Here is a 17,851-nt window from a genome sequence, read left to right as displayed (position 1 = left end):
GCCTCGCTCTTGATCGTGCGAGAAAATAGGCATTAAGCGGATAGCATGACGATCGATCACGATGCGATCGAGTGGCGGGTATCCCCCGGCCTCTCCCCCTATGCCGAAACGCTCGCCGAGATGGAGGCGCGGGCCGCGGCAATTCGTGCCGGCGAAGCGCGTGAGCTGATCTGGCTGATCGAGCATCCGCCACTCTACACCGCCGGCACCAGCGCCGCGACCGACGAACTGCTCGTTCCAGACCGGTTTCCGGTGTTCAAGGCGGGGCGGGGCGGCCGCTATACCTATCATGGCCCCGGGCAGCGGGTCGGCTATGTGCTGCTGGATCTCGAGAAAAGAGGCCGCGATGTGCGGCGCTTCGTGTCGGGGATGGAGGCGTGGCTGATCGCCGCTCTCGCAGACTTCGGGATTGCGGCGCGCAGCGAGCCAGGGCGGGTCGGCATCTGGACCGGCCAGGGCGCCGACGAGGCCAAGATCGGCGCGATCGGCGTTCGCGTCCGACGGTGGGTCAGCTTCCATGGCTTCTCGCTCAACGTGGATCCCGATCTGTCGCACTTTTCGGGCATCATACCCTGTGGCTTGGGCGATTTCGCAGTGACCAGCATGGCCCGGCTCGGCGTTTCACCGGACATCGGCGCGGTCGATGCGGCGCTGCGGCGCCATTTCCCGGATATGCTCGCGGGGCTGTGCCGCAGCGCATCCGTCGCTTGAGTGGCCGAGTCGTTCCCTGTATCTTGAAGCAAATCAGCAAAAATCAGGGAGTTCCTCATGAACCGTCCGATCCACATCATCCTCTCCGGCAGCCTCATCCTGGCGGCCGCCGTCGCCCTTTCAGCCTGCGGGAAGAAAGCGGGCGACAGCGACACCAATGTCGTAGAGATGAATGCCAGCGACGGATCGATGAACGATATGACCGTCGTCGAGAGCGCAACGCTCGACCAGGCAGGCGGCGCGGTGTCGGCTGACAATGCGGTGGCTGTCGATAACGGCGCCGATGTCGGTAATGCGAGCAACGCGGAATAAGAGGGGACGATCAGGCGGGGGCGCTTAGATTTTGTCCGGGAGAGGTAGAATGGCGTTCCGATGGCTGGGTTTGGCGGCGGCTGGCATGATGGCGATCGGCCAGGCCGGTCCGGCATCCGCCTATTTGTTCTGGGTCCAACCCAATTTCCAGGGCGGGCCGGTAAACGGCGACGAGCCGGGTCTTGGCATGGAAATGCCGAAGGCGACGCCTGCGGAGCTGCGGGCGCACATGTTGTGGAACATGCGCGCCGGGCTCAACGTCGCAGCTCTGCAATGCCAGTTCTCGCCGATGCTGCTGACCGTCCCCAACTACAATGATCTACTGTCCAAGAACGCCGTCGAGCTCAATGCCGCCTACAAGACGCTGAACGCCTATTTCAAGCGCACCGGCGGCAAGGCGTGGCAGAAGGCGTTCGATCAATATACCACCCGGACGTATAACGGCTTCTCGACGATGCACGCCCAGCTCGGCTTCTGCGAGACGGCGAGCGCCATCGGGCGAGACGCACGCAAGCTGGGCCGCGGCAATCTCACGCAGCTCGCTGTCGATCGGATGCGGGAATTCCGCAACAGCCTGATCCCCGTCGGTGACATGATGCACGCCCAGCGTTGGATCTCGGTTTCGGTGCAGCCGCCATCGATGGTCAAGGAATGCTGGACCCGCAAGGATCAGCTGAAGGCCGTTTGTGCACCAGCGGGATACCAGCAGGCGAGCACGAACCCGCAGGTTTCTGGCTAACGGGTTCCGGGCGTCCTACCTGATACCCACGACCTTGTGAGTCTGCGTCGACAGCCGCCATCGCGGATGTCGCAGGACGAATGCGATAGCGGCTTCGCGGGCGCTGGCGAGATCCGGACCGTCCATCGGCTGGATCAGCAGATGCTCGAAATCCCAGCTTTCGAATTCCTGCGGATCGAGACCGACCTGCGGCCAGACCAGCTTGAGCTCATTGCCTTTGCGCAGCACCACATCGGTACCCGACTTGGGACTGACGCAGATCCAGTCGATGCCCGGCGGCGGCGATTGCGTGCCGTTGGTCTCTACCGCCGTTTCGAATCCACGCGCCTTCAACGCCGCTATCAGCGCGGCATCGACCTGCAGCAGCGGCTCGCCGCCGGTCATCACCATGAACGGCGCGTCAAAATCCCCCCACAACGCCTCGGCGCGATCCGCCAGCGCATCCGCATTGGGATAGCGACCGCCATTGTCGCCATCGATGCCCACGAAGTCGGTATCGCAGAATGTGCATTGCGCGCCGGCGCGATCTTCCTCGCGGCCGCTCCATAGATTGCAGCCGGCGAAGCGCAGGAACACCGCGCGCCGCCCGACCTGCATGCCTTCGCCCTGCAGCGTCAGGAACATCTCCTTGACGGCATAGCTGCCCATCAGGCGTACACTGTGGGATCGTGCAGCCCCGCTTCGGCGAAGCCCTTGGCGCGCAAGCGGCAGCTGTCGCACAACCCGCAATGGAGCCCCTCCGGGGTCGGATCGTAGCAGGACCAACTCATCCCGGCGTCCAGCCCGAGCCGATCGGCCTCGCGGGCGATGTCGGCCTTAGTCAGATGCTGGAGCGGCGCGTGGATGGTGAAGCCCTGCCCCTCCACCCCCATGCGCGTCGCGAGGTCGGCGAGCTGCTGGAAAGTTGCGATGAACTCGGGCCGGCAATCCGGATAGCCCGAATAATCGAGCGCGTTCACGCCGAGGAAGATGTCGCGCGCGCCGGTCGCCTCCGCGAAACCGAGCGCCAGCGACAGGAAGATCGTGTTGCGGGCCGGCACATAGGTGACGGGGATGCCAGGTTCGACGCCGTCCTTCGGCACCGCGATATCGTCGGTCAGCGCCGATCCGCCAAAAGCCCGCAGATTCAGCGGCAGGGTAACGTGCCGCACGATGCCGAGCGCCGTTGCGACGCGCCTCGCCGCTTCGAGTTCGACGCGATGGCGCTGGTTGTAGTCAATCGTCAGCGCCGCCAGCTCGAACCCCCGCTCGCGGGCAAGCCCCGCCGAAACCATCGAGTCGAGACCGCCCGACAGCAGCACGATCCCCCGGCGGCCTACGGTGTTCCCATTGTCAGACATGGCGCGCGCTTAGGGGATTTTTTCGCGGGGGTCTATGGTCGAACCCGCCGATCCATGCCCCCTCGGCGTATGTTCCGGCTTGTAAACGACGAGAGATGGCAAAAAGAATTTCTGACGATCTCCCATGTTCGTATATGCATAGGGCGACGTCGGCTCGGGAAGCCGATGCACGAGGGGGGATGCTATGACCTACTGCATCGGCATAATGCTCCGTCAGGGGCTGATCATGATCGCCGACACCCGCACCAATGCCGGGATCGACAATATCTCGACCTACCGCAAACTCCATGTGCTTGCCGATAACGACCAGCGGCTCTGCGTGGTTGCGAGCGCCGGCAATCTGTCGGTCACCCAGCTTGTTCTCGGCATGCTAGCGGAAGGGCTGCCGCCGCTCGGCACCGACGACGCTCCGCGCAAGATCGAGCATATGCCGACCATGTTCCGCGTCGCCCAGCTTGTTGGCGAGGCGGTGATGGCGGCCGGTCGCCAGCTCAAGCCCGCTCTGCACGCTGCGGGCGTCTCATCCGGAATCTCGTTGCTGCTCGGCGGCCGGATCGGCGACGGGCAGCCCCAGCTCTTCCTGATCTACGACGCCGGCAACTTCATCGAATGCCAGCGCGACAGCCCTTTCTACCAGATCGGCGCCACCCAATATGGCAAGCCCATCCTCGATCGCGCGATGAACTTCGAAAGCTCGATCGACGAAGCGGTCAAGGTCGGCCTGCTGTCCTTCGATTCGACGATCCGGTCCGACAAGTCCGTCGGCCTCCCGTTCGATGTGATGGTGATCCGCGCCGATCCGAAGCTGCCGGTGATCACGCGACGGATCGAGATCGACGATCCCTATATGCGCAATTTGTCGGCGCGCTGGTCCGTGGTTCTCAACGAAGGTCGCGCCGCGATCCCGGATCCGCCTTTCCTCGCCGACGAAGAAGGCACGCACGATGGCGATGTCGTGGCGCTGAAGTCGGCAAGCTGAACAGGCAAAAAGTGGGCCGCCCGAGAGCGGCCCAGTGAGGCTGTGAAGCCTGCTAAGGGAGGAAAATGTGCCTTAAGGGGAAGGCACGATTCGCTTCTAGCCGGCGGGGATAAATAAATCCTTAACCAGCTGGCGGGATCCGGAAACCAGGGCCTATTTCGCGGCGGTCTGAGCGGTACAACCGCCGACCCGACGTGCTTGCGCCGAATAATCGAACGGCGCGTTATGGGCGATGCCCTGAGTCTGGATCGTCGCCTGTGTCGGCGATTGGACACGCACCGTGGTGCGACCCCAGCCGGTGCGCTGGCAGCTGTAATGAACCGTCGAACTCCTGGGCTCGTTCGCGATCACGAAGCGCGAGCAGCCCGGCTGGTCATGCTCGATCTGCACCAGCCGGATCTGGTCGGTGATGCACATCAGCTTCGGCGAACTGCCCTTGACGTCGAGCTGCCACAGTCCGCTTTCAAGCTGCTTGAGCGCAGCGAGCGACAGCTCCGGCAAGGCAGCCACCGGCGGGGCGATGGCGGCTGGCGCGGCTATCGTCTGCGACGCCGCCAACATCAGACCAACGGTCGCCACCCTCAATGCGAAACTCATCATCGCCCTCTCGTCGCCATGGAGTACTCGATTCGTCAACCGCACCGCGCAGCATAGCCAAGTTCGACCGACGGTCGTTATCATACGATCGGTACATGAACGGCTGAAGACGGCTGTGATGTGCGCCACTCAGGCGATCGAACTCAGCGCCAGCGAAAAGCGTCTTGCGCAGAACTCGCAATCGACGTGGATCTCGCCCTGGGTGTCAGCCATTTCGGCACGATCCTCGGGCGGAAAGCGGGTGATCACGCCACGGATATGGTCCGGATCGCAGCGGCAGCCGCGGGCCAGCGACACCGCAGCCATGGTGCGCACCTCGTCCTCCTCGTTGAACAGCCGCCACAGCAAGGTTTCCAGCCGCAGGTCGGCGTCGGTCAGTTCGGCGAGCGTCAGCGTCTGGCCCAGCGCGCGGACATGGTCCCATTCGGGATGGTCGAGGCGGGTATGAATTCGATCCCGGCCCTCTTCGCCTTCGGGCAGGTGCTGAATCAGGATCCCACCGGCGACATGGCGGCCATCCGGCAGGCGCCGGCTCGCGAGCCTGACCAGGCTCGGCAGCTGTTCGGACTGGCTGAAATAGCTTTCGGCGGCTTCGGCAAGCGATCCGCCCTCGATCGGCACGATCCCCTGATAGCGTTCGCCGGTGATCGCCTGGTCGAAGGTGATGGCGAGATAGCCCTTGCCGAACAGCGCGAACAACGAAGGATCGGCCGGCATCTCCGCCAGCCGCTCCGGATCGTGGCGGATATAACCACGCATCTCGCCGCCCTTGTAATCCGCGACCATCAGCTGGACCGCTCCGCCCTCGGCCTGCGCCTGCAGCGTCAGCTGGCCCTCGTCATGCTTCAGCGTCGAACCCAGCAGGGCCGCCAGCACCAGTGCCTCGCCAAGCAGCTTTTCGATCACCGGAGGATAGCCGTGTGCGCCCAGGATCACGTCGAGCATCGGCCCAAGCCGTGCCAGCCGGCCGCGGGCGTGACGCTCGGGAATCGTGAAGCCCAGCGCGATGTCGAGATCGTTACGTTTGGAAGCCAAGACCAATCCCCATCGTCACCCTGAACTTGTTTCAGGGTCCACTCCTCCACAAGCACCGTCCGGGAGGAGGATGGGTGGATGCTGGAGCAAATTCAGCACGGCAGGTAAGGATTTCAAGCCCCAACCCGTCGGTCACAATTTCCCCAGGCACCAGAGCAGCACTGCCTTCTGGGCGTGGAGCCGGTTCTCGGCTTCGTCCCAGATCAGCGATTGCGGTCCATCGATCACCGCCTCGACCACCTCCTCGCCGCGATGCGCAGGGAGGCAGTGGAGGAAAGCAGCGCCCGGCGCAGCCCGCGCCATCAAGGCCTCAGTCACCTGGAAAGGCATCATCGCCGCCAGCTTCGCTTCGGCATGCGCCTGGCCCATCGAAATCCACGTGTCGGTAACGACGACATCGGCGCCACTCGCAACCTCCACGGCATCGCGCGAGAAGCCTATGTCGCCACCCCGCGCTTTCGCGGCCGCGACCACTGCTGGATCGGGATCATAGCCGTCGGGACAGCCGACGCGCACAGGGAAGCCGAGCAGGCTCCCTGCCTCGATGATCGAATGCAGCACGTTGTTGCCGTCGCCGAGCCATGCCCATTTGAGCCCCTCGACCGTCCCCTTATGCTCGAGCACGGTCAGCAGGTCCGCCATGATCTGGCACGGATGCGAATGATCGGTGAGGCCGTTGATCACCGGCACCTCGGCATATTTCGCAAGGTCGGCGATCTTGCGGTGATCGTCGGTCCGAATCATGATCGCGTCGACATAGCGGCCGAGCACGCGCGCGGTATCGGCGATCGTCTCGCCGCGGCCGAGTTGCATGCTGCCGGCGTCCATCACGATCGTCGTGCCGCCGAGCTGGCGCATCGCCATGTCGAACGACACGCGCGTCCGCGTCGAGTTCTTCTCGAAGATCATCGCCAGCGTATAGCCCGCCAGCGGCGCATCCTTGTCCACCGTGCCTCTGGGGAAGCCCCTGCGGGCATCCTTGCGAGCCTTAGCGGCATTCAGCATGGCGCTTAGCCCGTCAGGGCCGGCATCGGTGAGATCGATGAAATGCCGGGTCATTGGGCCGACGCGTATGACCGCGCCCCCGCCGACAGCTTTTCGATACACTCGGCGATATGGCTTTCCTCGATCACCAGTGGCGGCAGGATACGGACGACATTCTCGCTCGCCGACACCGTCAGCAACCCGTGATTGTCGCGCAGATGCGCCACGAAATCGCGCGCCTCGGCTCCATCCTTCAATTTGATGCCGAGCATCAGGCCCACTCCGCGCACGCTGCCGAACAGCGTGTCGTGGTTGGGGATGAGCTGTTCGAGGCTCTGGCGCAGCCGATCCCCCATCTTCCGGACATTGGCGAGGAACGCGTCGTTGACCGCGATCTCGAACACGGCTTCGCCCGCCGCTATCGCCAGCGGGTTGCCGCCATAGGTCGAGCCATGGGTGCCGAACACCATGCCTTTCGCGGCTTCCTCGGTCGCCAGGCAGGCGCCGAGTGGGAAGCCCCCGCCGATGCCCTTGGCCACCGCCATGATATCGGGCGTAATGCCATATTGCTCATGGGCGAAGAAGGTGCCCGTCCGGCAGTAGCCGCACTGGACCTCGTCGAGGATCAAAAGCAGCCCCTGCTCGTCGCAGATCTGGCGGAGACCCTGCAGGAACTCCGGTGTTGACGGCGTCATGCCGCCCTCGCCCTGGATCGGCTCGACCAGGAAGCCCGCAGTGGTCGCGTCGACGGCAGCGCGCGCCGCCTCCAGGTCGTTGAACGTCACCACCTCGAAACCGGGCAGCAGCGGCTCGAAGCCCTCACGCATTTTCGGCTGGTTGGTGGCCGAGATCGTGCCGAGCGTCCGGCCGTGGAAGGCGCTGGAGAAGCTGATGATCTTGGTCCGCTCGGGCGCGCCGTTGACATAATGATAGCGGCGCGCGGTCTTGATCGCGCACTCGACCGCTTCGGCGCCCGAATTGGTGAAGAACACCGTGTCGGCGAAAGTCTTGTCGACCAGCTTCTGCGCGAATGCCTCGCCCTGAGGGCTGCCGTAGAGATTGGAGACATGCATCAGCGTCGCAGCCTGATCGGCGATCGCCTTCACCAGCGCCGGATGGCCATGGCCGAGCATGTTGACGGCGATGCCTGCGGCGAAATCGAGATAGCGCTCGCCGCCTTCACCGATCAGATAGCAGCCTTCGCCTCGCACCGGACGCACGCCGCACCGCGGATAAACCGGCATGAGCGGGGTGATGGTCATGGCAAAACTCCCTTTTTCCTCTGATCGCTGTTGAACTGTCCCGGAAACGCAAAAAGGCGGCCATTCCGGCCGCCTGTCGGAGCGCGCATATAGTGAAGTGGCACCACGCTCGTCAAACGCTTCGTCGCATCGCGCTGGGCACGTTAACCGGGTGCTGATAAAATCGGCTGAAAATCCCATAAATCCCGAACTATCATAGGTCGTCGATGCGTCGCCTGCTGGCCCTGTCCTTGCTCTCCATTCTCGCACCTACCGCGCCGCTCGGCGCGCAGGGCATCGTCGTGTCGCCGCTGTTCGGCACCGAGCTGCGCTATGAGCAATATTCGGCCGAGCGGCTGTTGAGCCCGGAGGACGCGATCCTGATCCGCGCCCGGCCCGGCCTGGGTCTTTCGGCCGGCCCCTGGTCGATCGCCGCGGTGAGCGACGCCGCGGTAACGGTCCGGCGCAACGAGACCAGCGCGACCACCGGCGGGGTGCCGATTCGCCCCGATGCGGTGCAGGTCGACGAGCTGCGGCTCGACTATCGCGGCCTGCCGAAGACCGAGATCAGCCTTGGCCGGCAGCATCTGGCGATCGCCGATCCGGCGATCACCGGCGACCGTGACGGCCAGCAGACCTTCGATGCCGCGCGCTTGCGGTGGAGCGGCCTGCCCGGGCTCAGCGCCGACCTCGCCTATGCCTGGTCGAGCAGCAGCCTGTGGGCAGCGTCGCAGGGGCCGCTGCCGGCGACGGTGCCGGGCGAGAATATCTTCGCGCAGCTCAACTGGACCAGCGGCCTCGGCACGCTGAGCGGCTATGCGTACCAGATCGACCAGCGCGACACCGCGCAGAGCGATTTCCGGCTGCTCAACCAGGTCTATGGCGCCCGCTTCACCGGCAATCGCCGCATCGGCGAGGACGTCAGGCTCGCCTACTCGCTGGGCTTCGTCCGCCAGACCGGATCGCTCGCCAATGCGGTCGCCCGGATGCCGACCTACTGGCAGATCGGCAATCGCCTCGACCTTGGCGACCTGACCGCGTCACAGATCAGCTATCGCCGCTTCGCCGCCAACGGCATCAGCACGCTCAACGGCAACACGCTGAGCCTCGCGACCAGCGCCACCCGCGGCAAGCTGACGCTGGGCGCGGCGTACAAGGACTTCCGGCCGCTGCCGGAGAGCGGCGCGATTCCGACGCAGGACCTGCGGATTTCGATGGGGCTGATCTTCTAGCATTCCAAACTTGTACTCGTCGCCCCAGCGAAGGCTGGGGCCCATGTCTCTCGTCCTCGAGATGTCGCCGCGGAAGGAAACAGACATGGACCCCAGCCTTCGCTGGGGCGACGAATGGAGGTGGCAAACCACTCCAATCGTTGGAACGCCGGCCTTCCCCGCTGGTTGAGTCCAGCGAGAGGAGAGAGCGATGGAACGCGACAATCCGAACATCTCGACCGAGAACCAGCCCAAGGGCTCGGCGCATAATTTGAGCGATACGCTCGATCGCACCGCCGGCGACAGCCGCGACTATCATGAGGGCGGCGACAAAGGCCGCGAGGCGGAGGCGGAGCGCATCGGCGAGAAGCCCGACAGCATGACCGCCAATATCGACGACAAGGGCAATCCGATACCGCCGCCAGGAGGCCCGCGATGAATGGCGACACCAGGCGCGGCGACAGCAAGCCGGGCGATAACGAGGAGCCCGACAACCAGGGCCAGTCGACCCCCAAGCCCGCGGAGGGCGACGACGCGACGCCGCCGCCCAACGAAGGCTCCCCAAAAGGCTAGCATCCTTGCCGCGACCGGCGCGTACCGCTAAGGCGCGCCGGTCATGCAGTATGTCAGCACCAGGGGCGACGCGCCCCGTCTCGGATTCGAAGATGTAACGCTCGCGGGGCTCGCCTCCGACGGAGGGCTTTACGTACCCGAACATTGGCCCAGCTTCAGCACGGCCGAGATCGCGGCGTTGCGCGGCCTCTCCTATGTCGACACGGCGGTCGCGGTGATGCGGCCGTTCGTCGCGGGCGCGCTCGACGACGCGGCGCTCAGGAGCCTGTGCGAGGCCGCCTATGGCCGCTTCGCCCATGCCGCGGTGGTGCCGCTGAAGCAGCTCGATCATCGCCAATGGCTGCTCGAACTGTTCCACGGCCCGACGCTGGCGTTCAAGGATGTCGCGCTCCAGCTGCTCGGCCTGCTGTTCGAGCGCTTCCTGGCCGACCGCGACACCCACCTGACCGTGATCGGCGCGACCAGCGGCGACACCGGATCGGCCGCGATCGACGCGCTGGCCGGCCGCGCGAAGGTCGACATCTTCATGCTCCACCCCAAGGGCCGGGTGTCGGATGTCCAGCGGCGGCAGATGACGACGGTGCTGGCGCCGAACGTCCACAATATCGCGATCGAGGGCAGCTTCGACGACGCCCAGGCGCTGGTGAAGGCGATGTTCGCGGACCGGCCGTTCGCGAGCCGCTTCAACCTGTCGGCGGTCAATTCGATCAACTGGGCGCGGCTGATGGCCCAGATCGTCTATTATTTCTACGCCGCCGTCCGGCTCGGCGCGCCCGAGCGCCCGGTCGCCTTCTCGGTGCCGACCGGCAATTTCGGGGACGTGTTCGCGGGCTATGTCGCGGCGAAGATGGGCCTGCCGGTCGCGAAGCTGATCGTCGCGACCAACGTCAACGACATCCTCCACCGCGCGCTCTCCGCCGGCGACTATTCGGTCGGCTCGGTGACGGCCACCGCCGCGCCCTCGATGGACATCCAGGTCAGCTCGAACTTCGAGCGGCTGCTGTTCGACCTGCATGGCCGCGACGGTGCCGGCCTCGCCGCGTCGATGCAGGGCTTCGAGACGAACAAGCGCTACAGCCTGCCGCAGGCGATGCGCGACGAGTCGAGCGCGCTGTTCAGCAGTGCGCGGATCGATCCCGACCGAATGCAGCTGGCAATGCGCTGGGCGCACGACCGCGCCAATGAGGTGATCGACCCGCACAGCGCGATCGGCCTGGCCGCGGCGCAGGATGCCGCGCTCGATCCGGATATCCCGGTGGTCACGCTGGCGACGGCACACCCCGCCAAGTTCCGCGACGCGGTCGAGCGCGCGACCGGCGTCCGCCCGTCGCTGCCGTCGCGCATCGGCGCGCTGTTCGAGCGCGAGGAGCGTTATGCGACCCTCCCCGCCGAGATCGGCGCGATCGAGGCCTTCGTCGCCGACCAGACCGCGGCGGTCGCCTGACCCGCATGTCCGGCCCGCACATTCACCGGTTGGCCAACGGCTTCACCATCGCCGCCGAACCGATGGCCGGCGTGGAGACGATCGCGGTCGGCCTGCATGTCGATTGCGGCGCCCGGCATGAAGAGGCCCGCGCCAACGGCCTGGCCCATCTGTTCGAGCATATGGTGTTCAAGGGCGCCGGCGGCCGTAGCGCGCGGGAGATTTCCGAGGCGGTCGAGAATGTCGGCGGCTATCTCAACGCCTTCACCTCGCGCGACCAGACCGCCTTCCAGGCACGGCTGCTCGCCGAGAATCTCGATCTCGGCGTCGAGCTGATCGCGGACCTGATCCGCAAGCCGCATTTCGATGTTGGCGATCTCGCCCGCGAGAAGGATGTCGTGCTGCAGGAACTGGGCGAGGCCCGCGACCTGCCCGACGACATCATCAACGACCATTTCCACACAACCGCCTGGCCGGGGCAGGCGTTCGGCCGGCCGGTGCTGGGCAGCGAGGATACGATCGCGGCGATCACGGTCGACGACCTGCGCGGCTGGACCCGCAAGCATTATCGCCCGCAGGCCATGGTGCTCGCCGCCGCCGGCAAGATCGACATCGACGCGCTGGTCGCGATGGCCGAGGCGCGCTTCGGCGACATGGAGCCTGCACCGCGCCCGGTTGCCGAAGTCGCGGTTTATGAAGGCGGCAGCTTCGTTGAGAAGCGGCGGCTCGAATCGGCGCACATATTGTTCGGCTATGAGGGCGTCGGCTATTTCGACGCCGATTATTACCCGCTGATGCTGTTCAGCCAGGCGGCCGGCGAGGGCAGCTCGTCGCGGCTGTTCCAGGCGGTGCGCGAGGATCGCGGGCTGGCCTATTCGGTCGGCAGCTCGGTCGCCGCGTGGCGCGACACCGGCATGCTCACCGTCTATCTCGCGACGGCTCGCCGCGAGGCGCAGAACGCCGCCGACCTGTCGCGCGACATCCTGCGCGAGGCGGCGGCATCGCTGACCCCGGTCGAGCTCGCCCGCGCCAAGGCGCAGATCCGCGCGACGATCCTGATGACGCTCGAATCGGTCCAGGGCCGCGCCGATCGCCTCGGCTTCCAGACGCTGGTTCACGGCAAGCCGCTCGATCCCGCGATGATCGTCGCGAAGATCGAAGCCTGCACGCTGGACCAGGTCCGCGCGGTCGGCACCCGCATGCTGGAGGGCCGCGAGACGCTGGCGACGGTGGGGCCGGCGCTGAAGGCGGCGGCGTGAACAACACCGCCGCCGTTCTTCCCCCTCTCCCGCTTGCGGGAGAGGTTGGGTGAGGGTCTTCTTCCTTCTTCCAACGCCGCCAGAATCCGACGCCGAAGCTCGCTGCGCTCGCGCCCTCACCCCAGCCCTCTCCCCGCTTGCGGGAGAGGGGGCAGGAATAGCATGAACCTCCACACCCTCATCACCGAACCCTGGGACGATTACGGCCTCGTCGACTCCGGCCATGGCCGCAAGCTCGAGCGCTATGGCCGCTTCCGCTTCATCCGGCCCGAGCCGCAGGCGATGTGGGCGCCCGCTTCGGACAATTGGGAGGCCGATGGCGACTTCATCGGCGCGTCGGACGAGGATGGCGGCGGCAAGTGGCATCTGTCGCGCGACGTGCCGCGCGGCGGCTGGCACATGCGCTGGGAGGAGGTGCGCTTCACCGCGCAGAACACCCCGTTCCGCCACCTCGCCTTCTTCCCGGACATGGCGCCGCAATGGAGCTGGATGCGCGACCGCACCGGCGAGGGCGACGAGGTGATGAACCTGTTCGGCTATACCGGCGTCGGCACGCTCGCGCTCGCCGCCCGGGGCGCGAAGCTCACCCATGTCGATGCGTCGAAGAAGTCGGTCGACGCCGCCAAGGCCAACGCCTTCCTGAGCGACATGGCCGACCGCCCGATCCGCTGGATGGTCGACGACGCCGCCAAGTTCACCGCCCGCGAAGTGCGCCGCGGCCGCCGCTATGACGGCATCTTCCTCGATCCGCCGAAGTTCGGGCGCGGCCCCGAAGGCGAGGTCTGGCGGCTGGAGGAGCACCTGCCCGCGATGATCGCCAATTGCCGCGCGCTGCTCGACGCCAACTCGAAATTCCTCGTCCTCACCGTCTATGCGATCCGCATGTCGGCGCTGGCGATCGGCGAGCTGCTGGCCCAGGCGATGGCCGATCTCGGCGGCACCGTCGAGGTGGGCGAGATGGCGGTGCGCGAGGAAGCGCGCGGGCTGCTGCTGCCGACCGCGATCTTCGCGCGGTGGCGGCGGGACTGAGCGCCCGGCGCCGCGCCAGGGGCGGCATGGCGGCGATCCGGCCGGCCCTGATGACGGCGACGGCATTGCTGCCGAAAGCCGCTTCCGGGTCGGAATTTCCGGGTGCATGGGGTTGTTCGGCCGTTTTTTTAATTTTTCGGATTTAGCGCCAGTGCCGGCGCCGGTCACGACAGGGCTGTCGATACCCTTGGCGACACCCCTGCCGATCCCGACGCCCGCCAGCATCTGACGGAACGCCGCGGGGCCGGTGGCGCGCAGATAGCGCCGGATCTCGAGGATGCGGGCCGAGTGGATACCATGTTTCCACGCATTGCGATTGCCGCGCGGCGCGCCGCTGCCCTTGCCGCCATGCATCCGGCAGCGCCGGACGCCATGCACCGCCGGCGAGCGACACGCCCCACCCGCCCGCGTCCGCGCGCCGCAGCGGGGTGCGTTGGCGAGGATGTCTGGCTGCATGGGCGTTCGGTCTCCGTGTGGGGGGACGGTCGCCTAGCAGAAGGAGGACGAAAATTCCAGAACAAACATGGAACATTTGGGAAAATCGGGAGACTCCAGATGGTGTAAGGATTATGGCCGCGTATCCGGTAAGGGCCGCCGAGGGGCCGATTTCGGGTTAGTAGCCTTGGGCGGCGGACTCAAAAAGCGGAAGTTCGGCAGGCGACCCTCTCGGTGTAAATGAGATGCCTCTAGCCGTTATATTTGAGGTGGTTCGACAATCGTCATGCTTTCTGCAGTATGCTAGCGATCAGCCGATTCATGGCGGAACCATTTTTGAAATAGTCGAGGAGGTAGTTGCGGGCCTGCTTGTCCATCGCGCGCGATCCCACCGCCGACGACCAAGCCAGCCAGTCCGAACGACCTTCTCGCAGATAGGTTTCTCGCATTTCGGGCAGGCCATAACGCAGATCGGCGATCTCCAAGATTTTGGCCTTGGAGATGTCGGTCGCGCTCTCGTGGCGATAGAGCGCGTTGATGATGTCCGGCGCGCAGGCGGTGTCGAGCAGATAGGCCTCGAGCATCATGCCGAACCAGAAGAGCTGATATTCGCCGATATGGTCGCCTTCGCTGGCCACCTGCAGTACGATGCGCGCAACGCTATCCTTGTCCGAGGCATCGCTACACAGCCCGTAGAAATTCTTGGCGAGGTGTGGGAAGCCTTTGGCGAACAAACCAAGATGCTGCTCGATTCTGGCAACATGGTCGCGCATCACAACCAGGATCAGCTCGGCATCATCCTCGCTCAGATCGCCGACGTTGAGCAGATCGAGGATAAACTCGATCTCGTCTTCGTCCAAGTCCGACGTCCCGTCATCGTCCCCAATCTCGTCCTCGTCATAGTGTGACACGATCAGGTGGCGCCGCCGCTTAAGCAGGCGCTTCTTCAACTCGCTGAGCTGCCCGTCGGCTTCGTCAGTCTGCGGCGTCCCGGCGTTGCGCGTCTTACTCGCATTGACCGAGAGTCCCTTTAGACCCAGCAGTCTCTGCACCTCGGCGAAATCTGCTTTCAGACCGTTGAGGTCGTCGCCGAACAAATAAACGTCATCCATGAAGCGGACGATCCGCTCCGCCCGAACAGTCGACGAATCCTCTATGAACCTCAGGAAATCATTGCCAATCATCTTCGCCGGGTAAAGCCCCTGCGGAAGGCAATCCAACGAACGGCCGGCGTTAATCTCGCGAAAGAATTTACTGAAGGCGACGACATCGGCGGAATCATCCGGACCGAGCGCGGCAAACCAGGCGTGCAGGTCGTGATGGTAAAGCCCGTTGAAGTAGGCGGAGATATCGAAATAAGTGAACTCTTCGGCATAGAAGATACCGGACGCCACGGCCGATTTGAAGTCGGCATAGCTCTTGGAGGGAGAGACCGGCCGACCCAGCTCGAAGCGATAGCCATAATGACGCCGCGAGTCCCGATGAGGCTTGCGAAACTTCTGCCGGTTCTTGTGAACGAGGTGGTAGAGATAATATTCGGCGACAGCATCGAGCTTGACGGTTCGCCGCAGATGGAGCTCATCCTTGTTCGCATAGACGCGGCGCTGGGGCAGGAAATTACCACCTCCGGCCACGATCATCTCTGCATGTGCAAGGAGGTCTTCCGCGCCCAACTCGACCAACACTTTGTTCGTCGTCAGGGGAAACAAGGTTCTCGGCAAATCTTCGAGGAAGAAGTCCGTCGCTGAGTAAGCCTTCTTTATGCCCTTGACAGGCTTCGCCAAGTGATCTGCTCCAACCAAGACGTTCGCCACGTAACCATCGGCGACAAATGCAGCTTGCCTTTATGACCAATCGATACCGAACGGAAGCCCGATGTTCTAGTTTTTGCCCTAATTTAATCTTCGCGACAGCCCTGTCTAAATGTTAAGCGCTTTGTAATCGGGGGATGAAGATGACCAAGAATTATGCGCTGGCGACGTTCTTCGTCGGAATGATTTTTCTGCTGGCGCTCGTATGGCTGCACACCGGCACGGTCACGCCGCCCTCAGGGCCCGATGCCATTTGGTTCAATGCGGGCCTGTTCACGCTGCTGCTAGGTCGCTTCGTCACTGAATATCGATTCACGAAGCCGAACGACGTTTTCCTGAATTGTGTTGCGGTCTTTGTTGGCACCTCCACCCTCGCAGATCCTCCGCTCGCGACATGGTGGGAATCGCTGCGCTGGGGTTCCGCTCTGATCGGGGTGGTCGCTGTCGCCCTGTCCTGGGATCTCGGCGCTGAGGCGCGTCGCGAAGAACGGGTATGGCGATCATTTGTCTATCAATTAGTGGTTTCGCTCGGTCGGGCAGATGTACTGTTTTCCTTGGTCTTCATTCTTGCGCTGGTCAGCTATTTCCGGTTCGACACCGTGGAAACGCAAATCTTCGTCGTCGCTTGGGGCGCTATCCTGCTCGCAGCAAGCCTGAACCTGCCTGCATTGGGGCGGATCGCACGGCGGACCAGCACCTATCCCGACCGCCACATCCTAGGAAGGCCGCACAGTTTTCTCGCGCCGTCGATCGTTTTCTGTCGCCGGATCGGCGACCGCAAACCTAAGCTGCACGATCTTGTCGGATTTACCCAATCCGGCGCCGGTCCCTGTCACTGCCTAGGGATCGTCATCGGTGAGAGATCGTCTGCCAACGAGACGCGTATTGTCGTGGCGCTGGTCCATTGCGCAATCGCAGACTCCCAACTCAACGAGCATTCCCTCATGGTATCGCTCAGCCAGGACGAGCAGGCCGCCTTCACGCCGCCGATCGACGAAGCCGAGCGGCAACGGCTATCGAAGGTGATTGGAACCGTCGCCAAGGGGACGAATATTGCCCAGGTAAAATTCGAGCTGCTCGGGTCGCCGGACATCGCGGCAGGCTCAGTGCTTCGCGTCGGAACGCACAATCAGCCCGTTTTCTACCAAGTGTTCGATGGCGTTATCAACGAGGAGAAAGCCGTCAGCGAAAGCAGTCGCGCATTCGTGGAGGGCGAGGCGGAACAGATCGGTCGATGGGACTCGGCGCGGGGCGGCTTCGAGACGCACGATTGGGTTGCGCGCGAAAGAGCGCCCGTTTATCTCGTCGACAATGAGGCAGAAGTAGCGCCCTATGCGCTGGCAGCGACCGAGATGCAGGTCGGCACCGTGCCGAAGTCGAACTATCCGGTCGTGATCGATGTACATGACGGAGTTCTGTACCATTCGGCCATCCTGGGAGTTACAGGCAGCGGCAAGTCCTTCCTGACGTATGCCTTCATTGAGGATTGCCGAGTCAAAGGAATCAAAGCTGTTTGCCTCGATCCGACTGGCGACTATCAACGCTATCTTGCCTCCGCCGTGATGCTAACAACCCCCGCGGAGCTCAACGCCTTCCTTGCTTCGCCCGACCATTGGATCGCAATTCTCGAGACCGCCACCTGCGCGAAGACTCCGATCGAGACAACCTTCGAGGTAGCAGCAGCCTGCATCAATTGGTGCAAGAAGACGCGGCTGCCAGAGCATATCATCCATCCGGTGCCGCGCATTCTCGTCGTGTTGGAGGAGGCCCATCTCCTCATCCCTGAATGGGGGTTCAACCCACAACAGGATTTGCAGAAAGTCGTCAATCGGACTGCTCAAGTCGTCCTCCAAGCTCGCAAATTCGGCCTCGGATTCCTGATCGTTTCGCAACGAACTGCCAATGTCACGAAAAGCGTCCTGAATCAGTGCAACACGATCGTTTCCTTCCAGGCGTTCGATGAGACCGGCTTCGACTTCCTCAAGAACTATATGGGTCCTTTTCACGTCCGCGCGTTGCCAAATCTTAGGCCTCGACACGGCATACTAGTCGGCAAAGCGTCGCGGTCGCGGCGCCCCCTAATGGTTCACTTCGCTACGCAAAACCGCGAAGTTCAGGCTGCACCAGCGCCGAACATGCCGCTCCAGAACGACGGCGCGGAGGGCTAAGCGA

Annotated in this window: 18 protein-coding genes and 1 pseudogene; 11 read left to right on the top strand and 8 right to left on the bottom strand. The window is 64.0% G+C overall.

What is annotated here, in order from left to right; all coding sequences use genetic code 11:
- The first annotated feature begins 45 nt into the window (after nucleotides 1–45).
- Genes lipB through AAC645_RS14415 form a run of 3 tightly spaced genes read left to right on the top strand, consistent with a single transcriptional unit; the run spans nucleotide 46 to nucleotide 1,762 of the window.
- Complete coding sequence (lipB, locus tag AAC645_RS14425) at nucleotides 46–711, top strand: lipoyl(octanoyl) transferase LipB (protein WP_340316985.1); 666 nt, start codon at nucleotides 46–48, stop codon at nucleotides 709–711.
- Between the two features lie 57 nt (nucleotides 712–768).
- Nucleotides 769–1,023: a hypothetical protein gene (locus AAC645_RS14420; RefSeq protein ID WP_340316983.1), complete on the top strand. Its 255-nt coding sequence runs from the start codon at nucleotides 769–771 to the stop codon at nucleotides 1,021–1,023.
- Nucleotides 1,024–1,072: 49 nt separating this feature from the next.
- Nucleotides 1,073–1,762 (top strand): hypothetical protein, encoded by a 690-nt coding sequence (locus tag AAC645_RS14415; protein ID WP_340316981.1) that lies wholly within the window; start codon nucleotides 1,073–1,075, stop codon nucleotides 1,760–1,762.
- A gap of 15 nt (nucleotides 1,763–1,777) precedes the next feature.
- On the opposite strand, the gene queE is transcribed toward AAC645_RS14415, so the two are convergent.
- Both queE and queC read right to left on the bottom strand, forming a co-directional pair.
- The gene (gene queE, locus AAC645_RS14410) at nucleotides 1,778–2,410 is read right to left on the bottom strand and encodes a 7-carboxy-7-deazaguanine synthase (protein ID WP_340316980.1); all 633 of its coding nucleotides are present in this window, start codon (nucleotides 2,408–2,410) and stop codon (nucleotides 1,778–1,780) included.
- Nucleotides 2,410–3,102 carry a 7-cyano-7-deazaguanine synthase QueC gene (gene queC, locus AAC645_RS14405; RefSeq protein ID WP_340316979.1) on the bottom strand — a complete coding sequence of 231 codons (693 nt, stop codon included), beginning with the start codon at nucleotides 3,100–3,102 and terminating at the stop codon, nucleotides 2,410–2,412. Before queC ends, queE begins: the two co-directional genes overlap by 1 nt.
- A 184-nt stretch (nucleotides 3,103–3,286) precedes the next feature.
- Here queC and AAC645_RS14400 point away from each other — a divergent pair, with 184 nt between their 5' ends.
- Nucleotides 3,287–4,081, top strand: a complete 795-nt coding sequence (locus AAC645_RS14400) for a peptidase (protein WP_340316978.1) — start codon at nucleotides 3,287–3,289, stop codon at nucleotides 4,079–4,081.
- Nucleotides 4,082–4,234: 153 nt separating this feature from the next.
- Here the strand turns inward: AAC645_RS14400 and AAC645_RS14395 are convergent, their stop codons facing one another.
- The 4 genes from AAC645_RS14395 to AAC645_RS14380 form a co-directional block, all read right to left on the bottom strand.
- On the bottom strand, nucleotides 4,235–4,681 hold the full coding sequence (locus tag AAC645_RS14395; RefSeq protein ID WP_340316977.1) for a DUF3617 family protein: 447 nt from the start codon (nucleotides 4,679–4,681) through the stop codon (nucleotides 4,235–4,237).
- Nucleotides 4,682–4,807: 126 nt separating this feature from the next.
- A complete protein-coding gene (gene hslO / locus AAC645_RS14390; protein WP_340316976.1) occupies nucleotides 4,808–5,713 on the bottom strand; it encodes an Hsp33 family molecular chaperone HslO in 906 nt (301 codons plus the stop codon).
- Nucleotides 5,714–5,845: 132 nt separating this feature from the next.
- Nucleotides 5,846–6,772 carry an ornithine carbamoyltransferase gene (argF, locus tag AAC645_RS14385; protein ID WP_340316975.1) on the bottom strand — a complete coding sequence of 309 codons (927 nt, stop codon included), beginning with the start codon at nucleotides 6,770–6,772 and terminating at the stop codon, nucleotides 5,846–5,848.
- On the bottom strand, nucleotides 6,769–7,959 hold the full coding sequence (locus AAC645_RS14380; RefSeq protein WP_340316973.1) for an aspartate aminotransferase family protein: 1,191 nt from the start codon (nucleotides 7,957–7,959) through the stop codon (nucleotides 6,769–6,771). Before AAC645_RS14380 ends, argF begins: the two co-directional genes overlap by 4 nt.
- Nucleotides 7,960–8,165: 206 nt before the next feature.
- Here AAC645_RS14380 and AAC645_RS14375 point away from each other — a divergent pair, with 206 nt between their 5' ends.
- From AAC645_RS14375 to AAC645_RS14350, 6 genes are all read left to right on the top strand, one after another.
- Nucleotides 8,166–9,170, top strand: coding sequence for a hypothetical protein (locus AAC645_RS14375; RefSeq protein ID WP_340316972.1), 1,005 nt, complete (start codon nucleotides 8,166–8,168; stop codon nucleotides 9,168–9,170).
- Nucleotides 9,171–9,360: 190 nt separating this feature from the next.
- Complete coding sequence (locus tag AAC645_RS14370; RefSeq protein WP_340316971.1) at nucleotides 9,361–9,588, top strand: hypothetical protein; 228 nt, start codon at nucleotides 9,361–9,363, stop codon at nucleotides 9,586–9,588.
- Complete coding sequence (locus tag AAC645_RS14365) at nucleotides 9,585–9,722, top strand: hypothetical protein (RefSeq protein ID WP_340316970.1); 138 nt, start codon at nucleotides 9,585–9,587, stop codon at nucleotides 9,720–9,722. Before AAC645_RS14370 ends, AAC645_RS14365 begins: the two co-directional genes overlap by 4 nt.
- Nucleotides 9,723–9,765: 43 nt before the next feature.
- Nucleotides 9,766–11,166: a threonine synthase gene (gene thrC, locus AAC645_RS14360; RefSeq protein ID WP_340316969.1), complete on the top strand. Its 1,401-nt coding sequence runs from the start codon at nucleotides 9,766–9,768 to the stop codon at nucleotides 11,164–11,166.
- Between the two features lie 5 nt (nucleotides 11,167–11,171).
- On the top strand, nucleotides 11,172–12,404 hold the full coding sequence (locus AAC645_RS14355) for a M16 family metallopeptidase (protein ID WP_340316967.1): 1,233 nt from the start codon (nucleotides 11,172–11,174) through the stop codon (nucleotides 12,402–12,404).
- A 162-nt stretch (nucleotides 12,405–12,566) separates the two neighbouring features.
- On the top strand, nucleotides 12,567–13,433 hold the full coding sequence (locus AAC645_RS14350) for a class I SAM-dependent methyltransferase (RefSeq protein ID WP_340316966.1): 867 nt from the start codon (nucleotides 12,567–12,569) through the stop codon (nucleotides 13,431–13,433).
- 339 nt (nucleotides 13,434–13,772) lie between these two features.
- Here AAC645_RS14350 and AAC645_RS20480 read toward each other — a convergent pair.
- Both AAC645_RS20480 and drt5 read right to left on the bottom strand, forming a co-directional pair.
- Nucleotides 13,773–13,889, bottom strand: a pseudogene (locus AAC645_RS20480) (HGGxSTG domain-containing protein); the annotation flags it as partial.
- Nucleotides 13,890–14,152: 263 nt separating this feature from the next.
- Nucleotides 14,153–15,652 carry an antiviral reverse transcriptase Drt5 gene (gene drt5, locus AAC645_RS14345; RefSeq protein ID WP_340316965.1) on the bottom strand — a complete coding sequence of 500 codons (1,500 nt, stop codon included), beginning with the start codon at nucleotides 15,650–15,652 and terminating at the stop codon, nucleotides 14,153–14,155.
- A 170-nt stretch (nucleotides 15,653–15,822) separates the two neighbouring features.
- On the opposite strand from drt5, the gene AAC645_RS14340 reads away from it, so the two are divergent.
- Nucleotides 15,823–17,847, top strand: coding sequence for an ATP-binding protein (locus AAC645_RS14340; protein ID WP_340316964.1), 2,025 nt, complete (start codon nucleotides 15,823–15,825; stop codon nucleotides 17,845–17,847).
- Nucleotides 17,848–17,851 lie beyond the last annotated feature (4 nt).

The organism is Rhizorhabdus argentea (assembly GCF_037861105.1).
Lineage (GTDB): Bacteria > Pseudomonadota > Alphaproteobacteria > Sphingomonadales > Sphingomonadaceae > Rhizorhabdus > Rhizorhabdus argentea.
The sequence above is the reverse complement of the archived record's forward strand: the minus strand, read 5'-3'. Positions and strand labels throughout refer to the sequence as shown.

What these genes read in the sequence shown, in the direction of transcription:
- lipB (WP_340316985.1), top strand. Translation starts at nt 46, where the DNA reads ATGACGATCGATCACGATGCGATCGAGTGGCGGGTATCCCCCGGCCTC.
- AAC645_RS14420 (WP_340316983.1), top strand. Translation starts at nt 769, where the DNA reads ATGAACCGTCCGATCCACATCATCCTCTCCGGCAGCCTCATCCTGGCG.
- AAC645_RS14415 (WP_340316981.1), top strand. Translation starts at nt 1,073, where the DNA reads ATGGCGTTCCGATGGCTGGGTTTGGCGGCGGCTGGCATGATGGCGATC.
- queE (WP_340316980.1), bottom strand. Translation starts at nt 2,410, where the DNA reads ATGGGCAGCTATGCCGTCAAGGAGATGTTCCTGACGCTGCAGGGCGAA.
- queC (WP_340316979.1), bottom strand. Translation starts at nt 3,102, where the DNA reads ATGTCTGACAATGGGAACACCGTAGGCCGCCGGGGGATCGTGCTGCTG.
- AAC645_RS14400 (WP_340316978.1), top strand. Translation starts at nt 3,287, where the DNA reads ATGACCTACTGCATCGGCATAATGCTCCGTCAGGGGCTGATCATGATC.
- AAC645_RS14395 (WP_340316977.1), bottom strand. Translation starts at nt 4,681, where the DNA reads ATGATGAGTTTCGCATTGAGGGTGGCGACCGTTGGTCTGATGTTGGCG.
- argF (WP_340316975.1), bottom strand. Translation starts at nt 6,772, where the DNA reads ATGACCCGGCATTTCATCGATCTCACCGATGCCGGCCCTGACGGGCTA.
- AAC645_RS14380 (WP_340316973.1), bottom strand. Translation starts at nt 7,959, where the DNA reads ATGACCATCACCCCGCTCATGCCGGTTTATCCGCGGTGCGGCGTGCGT.
- AAC645_RS14375 (WP_340316972.1), top strand. Translation starts at nt 8,166, where the DNA reads ATGCGTCGCCTGCTGGCCCTGTCCTTGCTCTCCATTCTCGCACCTACC.
- AAC645_RS14370 (WP_340316971.1), top strand. Translation starts at nt 9,361, where the DNA reads ATGGAACGCGACAATCCGAACATCTCGACCGAGAACCAGCCCAAGGGC.
- AAC645_RS14365 (WP_340316970.1), top strand. Translation starts at nt 9,585, where the DNA reads ATGAATGGCGACACCAGGCGCGGCGACAGCAAGCCGGGCGATAACGAG.
- thrC (WP_340316969.1), top strand. Translation starts at nt 9,766, where the DNA reads ATGCAGTATGTCAGCACCAGGGGCGACGCGCCCCGTCTCGGATTCGAA.
- AAC645_RS14355 (WP_340316967.1), top strand. Translation starts at nt 11,172, where the DNA reads ATGTCCGGCCCGCACATTCACCGGTTGGCCAACGGCTTCACCATCGCC.
- AAC645_RS14350 (WP_340316966.1), top strand. Translation starts at nt 12,567, where the DNA reads ATGAACCTCCACACCCTCATCACCGAACCCTGGGACGATTACGGCCTC.
- AAC645_RS14340 (WP_340316964.1), top strand. Translation starts at nt 15,823, where the DNA reads ATGACCAAGAATTATGCGCTGGCGACGTTCTTCGTCGGAATGATTTTT.